The organism is Pseudomonadota bacterium (genome assembly GCA_018823135.1).
Classification (GTDB): Bacteria; Desulfobacterota; Desulfobulbia; order Desulfobulbales; family CALZHT01; genus JAHJJF01.
Window position 1 is genome coordinate 12,873 of the sequence record JAHJJF010000081.1, and the last position, 13,764, is coordinate 26,636.

At 46.7% G+C, this 13,764-nt stretch carries 12 protein-coding genes; all 12 read right to left on the reverse strand.

From position 1 onward, the window contains the following. Positions 1-201: 201 nt before the first annotated feature. The 12 genes from KKE17_08270 to KKE17_08325 all read right to left on the reverse strand — a co-directional run bounded on the left by KKE17_08270 (position 202) and on the right by KKE17_08325 (position 13,712). Positions 202-1,143 (reverse strand): diacylglycerol kinase family lipid kinase, encoded by a 942-nt coding sequence (locus KKE17_08270; GenBank protein ID MBU1709982.1) that lies wholly within the window; start codon positions 1,141-1,143, stop codon positions 202-204. A 428-nt stretch (positions 1,144-1,571) separates the two neighbouring features. Continuing rightward, positions 1,572-3,014, reverse strand: a complete 1,443-nt coding sequence (locus tag KKE17_08275) for a HAMP domain-containing histidine kinase (protein ID MBU1709983.1) — start codon at positions 3,012-3,014, stop codon at positions 1,572-1,574. Positions 3,015-3,126: 112 nt separating this feature from the next. Beyond that, positions 3,127-3,678 (reverse strand): hypothetical protein, encoded by a 552-nt coding sequence (locus KKE17_08280; GenBank protein ID MBU1709984.1) that lies wholly within the window; start codon positions 3,676-3,678, stop codon positions 3,127-3,129. 279 nt (positions 3,679-3,957) lie between these two features. Next, complete coding sequence (locus tag KKE17_08285; protein MBU1709985.1) at positions 3,958-4,470, reverse strand: TlpA family protein disulfide reductase; 513 nt, start codon at positions 4,468-4,470, stop codon at positions 3,958-3,960. A 42-nt stretch (positions 4,471-4,512) separates the two neighbouring features. Then, a complete protein-coding gene (locus KKE17_08290; protein ID MBU1709986.1) occupies positions 4,513-5,016 on the reverse strand; it encodes a thioredoxin domain-containing protein in 504 nt (167 codons plus the stop codon). A 149-nt stretch (positions 5,017-5,165) separates the two neighbouring features. Beyond that, complete coding sequence (locus tag KKE17_08295; protein MBU1709987.1) at positions 5,166-5,603, reverse strand: disulfide bond formation protein B; 438 nt, start codon at positions 5,601-5,603, stop codon at positions 5,166-5,168. A 248-nt stretch (positions 5,604-5,851) separates the two neighbouring features. Continuing rightward, the gene (nrfA, locus tag KKE17_08300; protein MBU1709988.1) at positions 5,852-7,354 is read right to left on the reverse strand and encodes an ammonia-forming cytochrome c nitrite reductase; all 1,503 of its coding nucleotides are present in this window, start codon (positions 7,352-7,354) and stop codon (positions 5,852-5,854) included. Positions 7,355-7,372: 18 nt separating this feature from the next. Continuing rightward, entirely contained in the window at positions 7,373-7,909 is a 537-nt protein-coding gene (nrfH, locus tag KKE17_08305; GenBank protein ID MBU1709989.1) for a cytochrome c nitrite reductase small subunit, read from the reverse strand. Between the two features lie 352 nt (positions 7,910-8,261). Further along, positions 8,262-8,597 carry a hypothetical protein gene (locus KKE17_08310; GenBank protein ID MBU1709990.1) on the reverse strand — a complete coding sequence of 112 codons (336 nt, stop codon included), beginning with the start codon at positions 8,595-8,597 and terminating at the stop codon, positions 8,262-8,264. A gap of 56 nt (positions 8,598-8,653) precedes the next feature. Then, positions 8,654-9,412 (reverse strand): AAA family ATPase, encoded by a 759-nt coding sequence (locus KKE17_08315; protein ID MBU1709991.1) that lies wholly within the window; start codon positions 9,410-9,412, stop codon positions 8,654-8,656. Positions 9,413-9,557: 145 nt separating this feature from the next. Further along, positions 9,558-11,873, reverse strand: a complete 2,316-nt coding sequence (locus KKE17_08320; protein ID MBU1709992.1) for a cache domain-containing protein — start codon at positions 11,871-11,873, stop codon at positions 9,558-9,560. Positions 11,874-12,302: 429 nt separating this feature from the next. Further along, the gene (locus KKE17_08325) at positions 12,303-13,712 is read right to left on the reverse strand and encodes a sigma 54-interacting transcriptional regulator (GenBank protein MBU1709993.1); all 1,410 of its coding nucleotides are present in this window, start codon (positions 13,710-13,712) and stop codon (positions 12,303-12,305) included. Positions 13,713-13,764: the final 52 nt, after the last annotated feature.

Here is a 13,764-nt window from a genome sequence, read left to right on the forward strand (position 1 = left end):
TTCCTGTCGCGACTTTCGGAGTTTCGCAGAGCTCGTTTACCTCGAAGTCTCGCTTATCTGCGAGTCCTGCACTAATTCAGCAGTTTATTTATTTGAGAGATCTCTTCCACTCTATTCTTGACAATTAACTGCTGACAATCTTGCAAACCATATTATCCTGCCATTCCCCAATAATGCTGAAATGTTCGTGAGAAATGCGGGCTACTCCACCAGGCTCTGAAAACAAATAATTTGCACGGCGCCTGGACAGATTGAAAGCGAAGCCGGGGTTTTTCCGAACAGGTCGCCGTCCACCTCCACGATGACTGGCGGGTTGCTGTGCACCTCGACAGTTTTTTCTGTGAAATACGAAACCCCAGGCTCCCTGATGTGCGCCCCTGAAGCAATGCGCGGAAATAACCTGGTGATGATTTTCAGCCTCGACAGAGACGGCACCACCGTGATATTCAGCTGGCCGTCATCGGTGATGGCCCCCGGCGACATCCGCATGCTGCCGCCGGACACCCATTCGGCATTGCCGGCAATAACCATATAGATGCGTTCATCAAATTTCCGGTTTCCGGTGCGGATGGTCATGTGTGGCGCCCGGTAGACGAAAATCTGCAGGAATGTGGTCAGGAAGTAGGCTCCTTTCGGGCCGAGTAACCGCTTCATCCAGGGCCTCATCATGGAATTCGCAGAAAAACCGACGCAACCGAAGAGGAACCCGTAGCCGTGTCTCTGCACTCCGTCATGGCTGGAATCGATTCTCACCAGATCGAAAGACCTGGCATGTCCGACCTGCAGGGCAGCCACTGCATCCTTAACAGAGAAGATGCCGATTTCGCGGCCGATATCGTTTCCTGTGCCGCAAGGAATTAAAGCCACCCTGGGCTTCATGCCCTGCCGGTCCATGATCCCGGATATCACTTCTCTCGCCGTTCCGTCTCCACCCACGGCGGCAATTATGTCGCAGCCGTTGCGGGCTGCGGCAATCTCCCGGGCATGTCCTGGTTTTTCTGTAATAATTATCTGATCAGGATTGATGGGCGCGGGCCATATTGCCCTGAAGCTTTCCCAGGTTTTGGCTCCGGACCCACCTTGCGCAGCAGGATTAACGATGTAGAGGACATTATCCATTTTTCTTTTCACATTTGTATTCATACTTAAGAAGCCAGGAGGAAGGTGTCTGAATCCGGAATGGGAACAAACTTCAAAAAGAGATTGAATGCATTTCCGCATACTGCATTCTGACTGCTGACTACTGATACCCCGTGGCTCGGAGTCCTTGTTTTCCTGCCGCGGGGCAGTTCATTTTTTCACTTTGTATCTTTGCAGCTCTGTGCCTCAAGCTCTGGGCTTTTCAGTTGACCCTGCTCCTCTAAGACACTCCGGTGTTCATCGACTAGATAAAAGGATGGATGAAGATCGGAAATCAGCAATAAAAACGAATAAAATTATTTGGTTGTCAGGATATTGCCCATTTGTCCGGCCTGACCCTGATCCCCTTTTCATGATTTATTTTTATGCCCCTTGGGCCACCCCAACGTCCCCTTGGGCCCGTCCCCTTGGGCCACGTCCCTTGGGCCGCATTAAACATTAACAGGTCTGGTGTCTGCTGAAACAGGGAGAAGTTTAATTGTTTTGAGAGGCAGTTCGAGCGTTACCGTGGTCCCGATACCTGAACGACTCTCAACAATGATTGAACCACCATGACTGTCAATGATTCTTTTAACAGAGTACAGGCCAAGCCCCGTTCCCCTTGCCATGTGTTTTGTATGGCTAAGCCGAGTAAATGGTTTAAAGAGCAGGGGGATCTGATCATGCTCAAAACCAATTCCTTCGTCCTTGACTGAAAGTTGAGCCAGGTTGCCTCTTCGATGGAGGCTTACAGAAACAAGAGATTCTTGATTGCTGTATTTAACCGCGTTAGAAATCAAATTGGCAAGGACACGCTCCAGGCGTTGTGCATCACCCATGATCGGACAATTGCAGTCGCAATCACAAGCATACACCAGACGATGTGTGGTGATCAACGCCGTTTGTTTTTCCATTATAGTCCTGACAAGATCTTCTAGCTGCAGCTCTATTATTTCAAATGAAAAACTGCCGTCTTCAATATGCACTGCATCCATCATCTCATGGATAAGTTCTTCAACGAAATCGATTTGATCAATGATCCGCTCCAGCAGTGGCATTTGTTCTTCAAACGAAAATTGCTTCTTTTTCATTCTTCTTGCCGTTGCACCGATCAGCACCAGTGGATTTTTCAAATCGTGAGCAAGTGTGGCAATAACATGCCGTTTTTCCTGCTGAAGGGAAGCAATGCTTTCAGCCATTTCATTAAACGCCCGGCTTAATATGCCCAATTCATCTTCGCGACAGATCGCGATTTTAACATCCAGTTCTCCCTGTCCAAAGCGGACTACAGTGCTGCGAATCGATGAAACGGGGATGATAATGCGTTTCACCAGCTGAACTGCGCCCAGAGCCATGGTTAAGAAAACAAAAATGATCAGTCCCAAGGAACAGCGGTCCACCAACCTGTTAAGCCGGTCGCTCCTGCTCATTGTTGCAGTCATCTGTGCCCGATTCAATTCCCTGTATGCCTCCACTGCTGCTAGCAATTCATTGGTGCTTCGGGACAACACCGTCAAATCGGCAGGCATATCGGCTGATGCCTGGAGGCGGAACTGGGTGTAAGATTTGTTTATTCTGTCTATATGATCGTCTTCAACGGTCGAGGTGCTTGTCTTCGGTAGTTGTAATAACAGCGTGTCTAAGGCGTCAAAGATCGGTTTTCTCATAAGAAGAAAATGGTCATCGCCAGTTTTACGCCAAAGAAGCTCTTCCCTCCGTTCTTTGAGTATGGACGCTTCCATGATGTGAGCCGCCTCGATAGCCTTCGAATCGACGAGAATACGAACCGTCATTGACTGTAACTGGTTTGTACTCAGAATAAGGGAGATAACAAGAACAAGAAAACAGGCCAACAGTCCACACATCAATATCCAAATGAATTTTTTGATACTCATGACAGTTACACTCGGAAAAGTTCACATGAAATACGTTGCAATAGACCGCAGCCCCGAAGGGACGTAGAAGATTAAGGGAATGTCCACAAAACATAATCAGCATGTTCGGTTATCACTTGATTAATCCCGCCTCTGTCATTGCTTTCATGGCGCATTCCGGACAGTAGCCGTGCGAAAATAAGGTAGCAGAATGGCTTGAAATATAAGATTCAATGTGCTGCCAACCGCCCTCTTTATCGCGAATTTTCTTACAGACACAGCAAATGGACAGAAAGCTTTCAAGTATTTTAATTTCAGATACCGCTTTTTGTAAATCCGCTGTTTTTCTTTTTTCAGATTGATATAACATATTAATTTTATTCACCAGCCAACTGATCAACACAAAAGAACTAAGCCGAATCAATGTATTCCATACAATAAAAATATTTGATGAATAAATATGACCCGACAACTTGTCGGCAAAGAACCAAACAAGTGCACAGATTATTGAAAAAGCAATTCCCAGTTCAATTCCGAAAAATAAAGCTGCAAGGCACAACGGTATGAAATAAAATACAAAGAAATTAAGTTCGAATCCTGTTCGCAAGTCAATCAATCCGAGTATGAATATGGACAATATAATTATGAGTAATAAAAATGTTTTTTTATACACTTGCATTTCCATGGTTGTCTTATCCTGCTGTTGTTACTCATTAGGAATCAAGCATTTGTGTCTCACGCTATCGACTTCAGTCGAGAGTCGTTGGCTTGATGTTTTTTCAACTCAGAAAGTTCAGATCCTAATCTGCTGCGAATAAGTTATTATACCGTTTTTGGATAATTCTTGAGTATTTCGGAAACAGGGTGACACGACTAAAAAATCGTGCTTCCGGAAAGTCGGATTCAGGAAAGCAAACTTCATATTGCTGATTATCTGTAAGACGTTGGGGATGGTGCAATATCCTTACTGGTTTATTAAATTCGTCAGCATCTGATGGATCTGAGGAGAGGCCCATTGTGCCGGGCCGATGAATTTTTCCCGAAGCACCCCCTGCTTATCAATGATGAATGTTTCCGGGACTCCGGTGAGGCCATAGGCCTTGCCCGCCTCATTTTTTGGATCTGTAAGAATTGGAAATGTCGTGCCGACCCTCTTGGTGAAAACATCGGCAAGGCCCGGATCATCATTGTAAAGGATTGCCAGCATCTTGAATCTGTCGGCAGGCATGGAGGTGTAAAGGGTCTGCATGGAAGGCATTTCCTCCCGGCAGGGCGGGCACCAGGTGGCCCAGAAATTAACAAATACCACCTGACCCTTGAGATCGGATAACTTCCAGGTCTTGCCGTCCAGATCAAAAAGGGTAAAGTCCGGGGCCGGTTTGCCGATTTCGGCAACACCGGGCTGTTTTGCATTCTGACCGCAGGAAACAAGCAGGAGCAATAATACTATCAACAGGATTGGGAATATTTTTTTCATAATCTGTCCGTGAATATTTTGGTAAACCACAAGAGCAGTTTTTTATTTTCCGTAGGTTGCGAGCACTTCGCCTTCAACCAGATCACGTAGTTGCTGGTAGCCGAAATTTACCAGCGGTTTGCCGTTTACAAAAAATCCGGGAGTTTTTCTGACGTTAAGGGTCTGGGCGTCGGCAAGATCCTGCTCAATAATTTTTACGATCTGCGGATCATTCATATCTTTTCGGATCTGCTCAAGATCGAGTCCTGCCCGGGGCAGGTATTTCCAGACCAGAGCCGGCTGAGGATTATGGTGGCTTGCCCAGTATTGCTGGCTCTGGAACATGACATTGAGTGTCTCCCAGTATTTGTCCTGATTTCTTGCGGCTTCAAGTATTTTCACAAAATAATCCGCCCCCTGATGGAACGGCGCATAGCGGATAACCAGCTTGATTTTTCCGGGATGTTCGGCCATGAGTTTTTTGACGAAAGGACTGAAGGCGCTGCAGGTTTCACAGGCAGGATCCATGAATTCGACAAGGTAGACCTGCGCATCATCATCGCCCAGAGTCTGCGAATGTTCGCGGACAAAGGTCGAGGCATTCTCCTGGGCCAGAAAGCCGATTTTTTTACTCTGCCGGTTTTGAAAATATTTCCCCCCGACCGCAAACGCCACAATCAGGACAATTGCGGTAATTATAAACAGCAGATGATTTTTCATGAAGTAGTTCTCCTTTTAAGCATGATGAGTAATCCCAGGATTACTGAAAACGACAGGAATGAAAGCAGGGGAATGGTTACAAAACCGAACAGGTTCAAAAGGTCGTCTGTACAGGAAACACCCTGCTGGCAGGGCTGGATGCTTTCCGGAATCACCCCGTAAAACAGCAGATTATGATACAAAGCAATACACCATCCTGCCCCGGCCAGCGGCAGGGTATATTTAACAACATTCTTCTCAAAAGGAAAGAGCCCGAAAGGCAGAATCAGAACAAGCGGAAATAAACATATTCGTTGATACCAGCACAGAACACACGGGGGAAGCTCCATGAAATGACTGAAGAATATGCTGCCCAGGGCGGAAACGGCAGCAAGCAGCCAGCAGAGAAAAAGAATGGTCCAATTGGAATTTGATGGCTGATCGGTATGAGTCATGAGTGAATCTTTTTCAGGAAGGGGGTTTTTGGATTAAGGAGCGGAATTGTGGTTGTGGTTCAAGAAACTTTTTTTATCTGAATTTCGCAGACACCTTAACACATGATGACCGCTCCGGCACTGAGAATTTTCCGGACAGCCGCGGGATTTTTTTGGGTGACTGATTTTATTGTTTCCATCGGCCGTGAGATACAAAAGACTCCCCATGCAATACATAAGGAGTCTTTTGTAAACAGAATTGTTCCGGATTAATTGTACGAGGTTTTAAAAGCCATGCCCTCGCGTGTTTTTGGATCATAAAGGCCTTTTTTCGTTGCCTCTTCAATCCATTCTTTTCGCAAGGTGTTCAGGAAAGTTTCTTTTTCTGTAACCAGTTGCGTGAAAGGCAATCCGGTTATAACCTGGGCTTTTTCCTTGGTTGAAAAATCCGGGGCCTGATAATCACCTGCTTTGTATTTTGCTAAAACGGTGCGTAATTTGACCCGCGCATCCTGGCCCTTATTGATTGCTGAACCCAGGATTCTCAGGGTTTCCTCAGGTGCATGGAAAAAGGAACCATGACTGGCGATTGAATAATCCCATCGCCATTGGGCATGCCTGATATCCTGGAGGATTTCCTTCATTTCCGCGTCAGATGCACCAAGATCCCAGGCCCTGCCGGCTTCAAGATGTGCTTTGGCGATTACCTCCGTTGCGGTTTTGTTGAGTTCATCTTTTCTTTCCAGCTTTTTGGCAATCGTCTCCCGAAGTGTTTTCTCATCAGAACCATGGCAGTTCAGACAGGTGTTGGCTACATGATCAAGGGGGCTGTCGACATTGTGGGAGGAATATTTAACCCCGCCTTCCCGGACATATGGCATGTGGCAATCAGCGCAGGCCACGCCATTAAGCCCGTGGGCGCCGGTTTTGAACATTTCATAACCCGGATGCTGGGCTTTAAGCATCGGTGTTTTGCTGATTTTATGGGTCCAGTCAGAAAAATTCCTGTCGTCATAATATTTTTCCATGGCCTCAACGCTTAAACCGTTTTCCCATGGAAAAGTTACAACGCCTGCCTCTTGCTTATTGCCATCCGCATCAGTCCATTCGGTTTTTTTAAAATAGTATTCGGAGTGACACTGCGCGCACACAAGGGTTCTGTAATCCTGGTGTGTTGCGTCGGCAACCTTGAGGCTGCCTTCCAGATCCAGCGCCCGTTTAAGGAAATCCCGGGTGATCGTCAGCTTCATGGTCTTGTTGTCATGGCAGTCAGCACACCCCACCGGATTTACAATCTCGCTGCCGTGCCGCGCCCATTTGCCGGTGAAAAAATCGTTCTCGCCGATTTTATCAATAAGCCTCGGAACATCAGGAGACTTGCAGGTCCAGCATGCGGTTGGCATGGGGCCGGTCTTGGCGTCCACCGGAGCGCCGGTTCTCAAGGTGTTAATGTTGTCCTCAAGCATGTAATGATGGCCGCGGGGTGCATTGTAATCCTTGGAAAAACCATAGCCGGCCCACATGACCACCAGGGCCGGATTTTTTTTGAGCATGTCGGTTATTTCATCGCTTTTTCTGGTCTGCAGGTATGAATCGTACTGACGCGGATAATGCTTTCCCCACTCGGCACTCTTTGATTCCAGTCGTTTGATTTCCGGCACTGCATTGATCGCCTTTTGTTCGGCCTTGTTTTCATTGATTGAAACTGCAAGTAAAAACAACGGAACAATGACCGCCACTGAAACAATTGTAAGCATTGTTGTTTTTTTCATTACTCACCCTCTCTTTTGTTAAAGTGTTAATGCTTCCTTGACTCCCAGGTTGTCCGGAGTAGCGGTGAGTCCCTTTGTGTTGCCGTGCGGCACTGTCCGGTGACAATCCCAGCATTTTCGGTCGACCTGCATGGTGTCTTTGTCCATGGAATAAAGCCTGCTGTTTTCGATGATCTGGGAAACTGCTTCCATGTGGCATCGGATACAATTGGCCTGAATCCTTTCTGCGGCGTTTTCACTTATTCTGATATTGTGATCATAGGAGCGGAAGGTCATGGCCTTTGAGTGGATGAAGCCGTCCCTGGATTTTGCGAAAATCTTGTCAATCAGCGACTCTTTGGGGAGATGACAGTCCACGCAGGTGGCCTGACTCCGATGCGAACTGTGCTGCCAGGTTGCATATTCGGTATTCATCGTATGGCAGTTGATGCATACCTTCGGGTCGCTTGAAATATACGATGTCATGTTGGAGGCATTCACCACATAGCCAAACATCCCGACTGCAACAACAGCACAACAGATGGAAACATATTTCATGACTGAACTTGTTTTCATGTTCTACCCTCCTGGTGTCAGGTAATCCCCGGATTGGGGAGTTACCCGAATTAATAGGGGGCAAACCCGTTATGGATAAGCTTTGGGATGAGAATGAGATCCTCCTGCAGGGGCGATCAAATCCGGCAGGAGGTTACAGAAGTATTTTGCATACAACCTCATTGGTCATAAGAGAGGCCTCCCATTAATAAAGAATGGTTGTAATTTGATAAAAGTATATAGAAGTGTCTGACGGGAAACAAGTGCCACAAAGTAGTAGTTGGGCGTTTTTTGTGGTGTTTTACAGATCCTGGAGAAGTTTTTTTGTATGTTGTGAGGAGTGGATTTGGAAATTATTCATTATATCGTCGAATTAGTCGTCAAATCCGAGTTTGTTTTTAAATTTTTTCCAGAGGCTCTTTGATTCCTTCTTGGTTTCCTTGAAATTTTTCTTGGATCCGTCGGCGATTTCTTTTGATTCTTCTTTGACGTCTTTTTTGATCTCTTTCCCGGCTTTTTTCATGTCCTTGCCGGTGGTTTTGAAACCCTCTTTAAGCTCGCCGGGGACTTCTTTGAGTTCCTTTCCCGCCTGTTTCATGCCGTCAAGAAATGATTGGTCTTCCTTGTCCTTGCTGAAGCCTTGGGACCCGAGAAAAAGGGAGGCGGCAAAGCAAGCAAGTACGATAAAAAACATCTTTTTCTGTCTCATGTCAAAATCCTATTATAAAGAGTTTAATTAGTGCATGCCCAATTGCTTGACCGACACTAGTTCAGGATCGTATCAAATATAGCAAAAGCCTGTTTGACGATATCGCTATCATCGGCAAGGGTAAGATACGAGGCTCCGGCCAGTTCCTGTTCCACCAGTGTGTCACTTGCTGGTAACATTCCTGCAAGGGGCAGATCGCTTTCGCTGGCTGCTTTATTGATTTTGGCAATGAGCGCTTCCGGGGCAGGGACGGGCGCTCGGTTGACGATCAGGTGTTTATGGTGGATTTCCAGGGCCAGCGGGCCGGTGAGTTCGGCAATCCGCCGGGCGGTGAGAATTCCACGGGAAGACGGGTCGGAGATCACCAGGAGATGATCGATGCTGCGCAGATTCATCCGGCTTAAGTGTTCCATGCCAGCCTCGTTATCCACCAGGATATATTTGTAATTAGAGGCAAGATGGTCCATGGTCATCGCCAGGTATTGATTCGCAGCGCAATAACATCCCGGGCCGTCGGGCTGGCCCATGACCAGAAGATCGTAGCCGGATTCCTCGATCAATGCCTGATGCACCTGCATTTCCATATACTGGTCCCGGGTAATATTTGGCGGCAGTTCGTCCTTGATTCCCTTTCTGATCTGGCCGATTGTCCTGCCGATTTTGATTGCCAGAAGCTCGTTGAGATTGGCGTTGGAATCCGCGTCAACGGCAAGGACGGGGGTGAGTTTTCTTTGGAGGAGATATTTTATGAGCAGGGCGGAAAGGGTGGTTTTTCCGGTGCCGCCCTTGCCGGCCATGGCAATTACTTTGGGCATGGGTACGTCCTTTATTGTTTGGTTTCAAGGATAAGTCGTTCTGAGTTGATAGAATATAGGCTGGCTTGCTGATCTTGTCAAATAACCATGAAAAAAGAGTAAAGGAAAGCGGTTTGGAAATCCATGGAGAGAGTTTGATTATTCGTTATTTTTTCTTTAAAGACAGAACCTGTTTTAACGTTCTGCTGAAGATTGTCAGATCGTATGGCTTCGGGATTACGCCGCAGAAACCATATTCTTCATGATTTGACATTACAGGATCATTTGCATATCCACTGGAAACAATGGCCTTAACCTCCGGATCAATCTCGATGAGCTTCCTGATGGCATCCACTCCACCCATGCCGCCGGGAATAGTCAGATCCATGATAACAACATCAAAGGGATTTCCCTGTGCCATTGCTTCCTGGTAAAGGTCAAGGGCCTCCTGTCCTTCACTGGCGGTATCCACCTGGTATCCAAGATGTTCAAGCATCCGGACACTAAAATCTCTGACTAATTCTTCATCGTCCATAACCAGGATCCTGCCGCATCCCTTTAGACTTATTTCACTTTCCTGATGAATCTTCTGGTGTGCTGTTTTCTCTGACGCAGGAAGATAGATATGGAAAACTGAGCCAACCCCCAGTTCAGATTCAACCAGTAAACATCCGCCATGCTTTTTAATGATGGAATAGGAAATGGAAAGTCCGAGACCGCTTCCCTGTTCCCTGGTGGTAAAATAGGGGTCGAATATTTTTTCGATGTTGTCGGGGGCGATGCCTTTTCCTTCATCTGCAAGAGAGATTTTAACAAAAGCGCCATTTTTTACCGGGAGGTTGTCTTTTTCTGTAACAACTTCGTTTTTTGCTTGAATGGTAATGGTTCCACCCGATGGCATGGCCTGGCAGGCATTAATTATCAGGTTCTGGATTACCTGATAGAGTTGGCTTTTATCGGCTTCCACCGGATTGAGGTTCTCCGGCAGATGATAGTCACATTTGACATTGGTGCCGCGAATAATGAAATTGCTGGAATCTTTTATAAGATCAAGGATTGATGTTGTCTCCTTGATCGGCGTTCCACCCTTGGAAAAGGTCAGCAGCTGTCTGGTCAGATCCCTGGCCCGGAAAGAGGCTTTTTCGCTCTGCATGAGTCGTTGATATTCTTTATCCTCAGGCTTGTAGGCCATTTTTACCAGAGAGATATTTCCCACGATAGCAGTAAGCAGATTATTGAAGTCATGGGCAATTCCTCCTGCCAGGATGCCGATTGCTTCGAGCTTCTGGGTTTTGAAAAGTCCCTGTTCCATTCTTTTTCGCTGGGTTACATCGCGGACAATTGCTTGGACAATGGTATCTGTGGACAGCACTATCCTGTTTAAGGACACTTCCGCTTCAAATTCCCTGCCGTCGGCGCGGGTATGGACCCAGTCAAAAATCTGTGCGATTCCCGACAAGGCGCGGTTGATGAGTTCTGTCGCTTTCTGTTGTGAGTTCTGGCCGTCCGGCTGGGTATCGGGGGAAAAGTTGTATGGTATGCAGCCGATGAATTCATCCCTGGAGCAGCCGAACATTTCCAGTGTTTTGGAATTACAGTCAAGGCAGCGGTGATCCTTCATGGTGAAAATGGAATCATTTGCCGCTTTGAAAACAGATCGGTATCGTTCTTCACTTTCGCGCAGCGCATTTTCCTGGAGCTGCCGTTCGCTGATCTCGTTTTGGAGTTGTTTGTTGGTTAACGCAAGCTCGGTTGTGCGCTGCTCAACAAGCTGTTCCAGTTGGGCGCGATATTGACTTAATTCTGCTTCGGCCCCTTGTTTCTTCTGTATATGCTTCAGACTCTGCCTGATGATATAAAAGGAAATAAACAGGGTTACCAGGAGGATCGACAGAGAAAATTTTATGACATTGCGGGTTATGGAAGAGATCTCCTGCTCGGCGTCTTCAAGATAAACCCCGGTGCCGATGATCCAGTCCCATGGGGTATAGCCTTTCACAAAGGAAAGTTTCGGGACGATTGCGTTTTCATTGTCTTTCCATTGCCACATGTATGGCACGAAACCTGAACCATATTTCTGGACTGTTTCAACAAACGACACGAAGAGATGCTTGCCCTTCTGATCATGAAAATCAGAGAGGTCGGTACCGTTAAGCTCCGGACGGTATGGATGCATGATCATTGCCGGCTTCTGGTCATTGATCCAGAAATAATCCTTATTGTCCGCTCCATAGCGTAATTTACCAATTACCTGTGCAGCCAGCCCCTGAGCCTGTTCGCGGCTGAGTTTTCCTGATTTTTCCTGCTCATAGTAATAATCCATTATATGCCAGGCAGTCTGGGTCAGATCCTGGATTTTCTCCTTTTTCTTGTCCATGAGCGAGGTATTGAATGTCGGAAGGATAATGCCGAAGAGCACCGCGGCAAACAATACCAGCGTCAAGAATGAAGGGAATATCACTTTAAAAGATTCTTTTCGCATAAGATTTCCTGGTCTCATATGTATTGCTAAACTCTTCAAACCGTCGGACCTTAATCTAGTTTATCGATTGAAGGGCTGATGCGATGCAGCCAATCAGAGAGTATTTGTTGTATTCTGCCTGTGTAATATCTTTCAATAGCAAAAGGCATGCCGGAGTAGTAACTATTCTTAATCATGTGTAATTCTGATGTATTCTGTATGATGATGAGTCTTTCTGGCAGGAATCGATGCAGATGAAGAGGGTCGTTGTTGACCCGTTTTCAGGAGTATTTGGTGGTTATATCGGGTTGCAGTGGAAGTCCATGGAATGGGGCGAATGTGTCCCTTTATGGGGCTTTTTGTTACTTGATCGGCTTGATGAAATCCTGTCAACCCGGAAATTTCAGAAGTCGAGGCTGAATTGCAAAATTATTTTCAGGCGGTGGATTTCTAAAGGAGGCCCAGTTTTTTCATTTTTCGAAAAAGGGTTTTTCTCGATATGCCCATTTCGGCTGCTGTCTTAGTTTTATGCCATTGAAATTGTTGAAGTTTTTCAGTAATAAATTGTTTTTCAAACTGGGCCCGACCTGATCCCAGATCGTGGGATGACTGTGTTGTGCCGGCAGGACTGTCAATCTGTTGTTTTATGAGACTCGTTTTTTTTATCTTCTCAGGTAACTCAATTGTATTAAGGGTGTGCAGGCGATGCAGCACATTCTGCAGTTCTCTGATATTGCCGGGCCAGTCGTGTTTCTGGAGAAGCTCGCGGGCGCTTTCCGGAATAAGAGGTCTTTTTGTGGAAGAGCCGAATTCTTCCCAGTAAAAATCCACCAGCAGACGAATATCCTCTTTTCGTTCCCGCAAAGGAGGAATATGGATGGGAATAATGTGAATTCGATAAAAGAAATCCTCACGCATCCGGCCCTTGGCAACCATTTCATTGAGATTCGTATTGGTTGCGGCAATAAAGCGAATATCGGGTTTCCGGACCCGGTTGCTGCCCACCGGAGTATAGCCGCCGTCCTCAAGCACCCGCAGCAATTTAACCTGCATGCTTAAACTTATTTGCCCGACTTCATCTAGGAAAAGAGTTCCCTGGTCGGCAAGATCCAGAAGTCCATCCTTGTCGCTGTCCGCACCGCTGAAGGCGCCTTTCTTGTATCCGAAGAATTCACTTTCGATGAGATTCTCCGGGATTGCGCCGCAATTTACCGTAACGAATTCATGGTCTTTGCGTGGACTCAGATCGTGGATGGCCCGTGCCACAAGTTCTTTGCCGGTTCCTGATTCACCGGAGATGATTACATTGGTGTCGGTTGCCGCAGCTTTGAGAATGAGCTTGTAGACTTCCTGCATTGCTTTGCTTTTGCCGATGATATCCCCGAATCGGTAAGGGTGTTTCATGGCGGACCGCAGTGTGAGATTTTCTTTTCGCAGTTGTTCTGATTCGTTGTGCAGGCTCAGCTCGAGGAGTTTCTGGGTTGTTATGTCCTGAAGTGTTTCAATGGCGCCGATAATTTTACCGCCCGGGTCGGTGATCGGTGCTGCAAGAAAATAGATGTAGCGCAGCCGGTTGCCGATGTTTTCGAATTTATCAGTTGCCTCCCAGGCGTTGGTAATGATATTTGAGACCGCCGGGAATTTATCCTTGTACAGTTCGAGGAAGTTTTCAAAGTCGTTTGTGAGAATAAGATCGGCAACTGTGGGTCTTTTTTCAGGATAAAAGGGAACCCATTGTCTGTCTGTGCCAATCATTTCCGCGGCCTTGAGGCCTGTAAGAAGTTCGCAGGCCTTGTTCCAGAAAGTAATTTTATGGTGGAGGTCGATGGCAAATTGCGGGATGGGGGTATATTCGAGAATGTTCAGCATTAATTAAATCCGTAAGTCATCAATCGTTGAATTTTTCTTTGAT